General features: G+C 67.0%; 1 protein-coding gene. It reads right to left on the bottom strand.

Going from position 1 to position 288, the window contains the following annotated elements; all coding sequences use genetic code 11:
* The coding region (locus CVH10_RS19595) for an HAD-IC family P-type ATPase (RefSeq protein ID WP_369335899.1) at positions 1–273 on the bottom strand (273 nt) is incomplete at its 3' end.
* Positions 274–288: the final 15 nt, after the last annotated feature.

Raw genomic sequence — 288 nt, 5'->3', positions numbered from 1 at the left:
CTTGACCGGCATGGACTCGCCCGTCAGCATCGACTCGTCCACTTGCGACGCGCCCTCGACGATCTCGCCATCCACCGGGATCTTGTCGCCGGGCTTGATCACGACCAGTTCCCCGGCTGCAACCTCGGCGGTCGGTACCTTGGTCTCCACCCCGTTGCGCACGACCGGGGCCATGGGTGGGGCGAGATCCATCAACGCGCGAATCGCGTCGGATGCGCCCGCGCGGGCGCGCATCTCCAGCCAGTGCCCCAGCAGGATGAAGACCAGCAGCACCGATGCCGCTTCATA

Source organism: Halomonas sp. ND22Bw, assembly GCF_003011945.1.
GTDB classification, from domain to species: Bacteria; Pseudomonadota; Gammaproteobacteria; order Pseudomonadales; family Halomonadaceae; genus Halomonas; species Halomonas halophila.
This window is presented reverse-complemented; position numbering and strand designations above follow the sequence as displayed.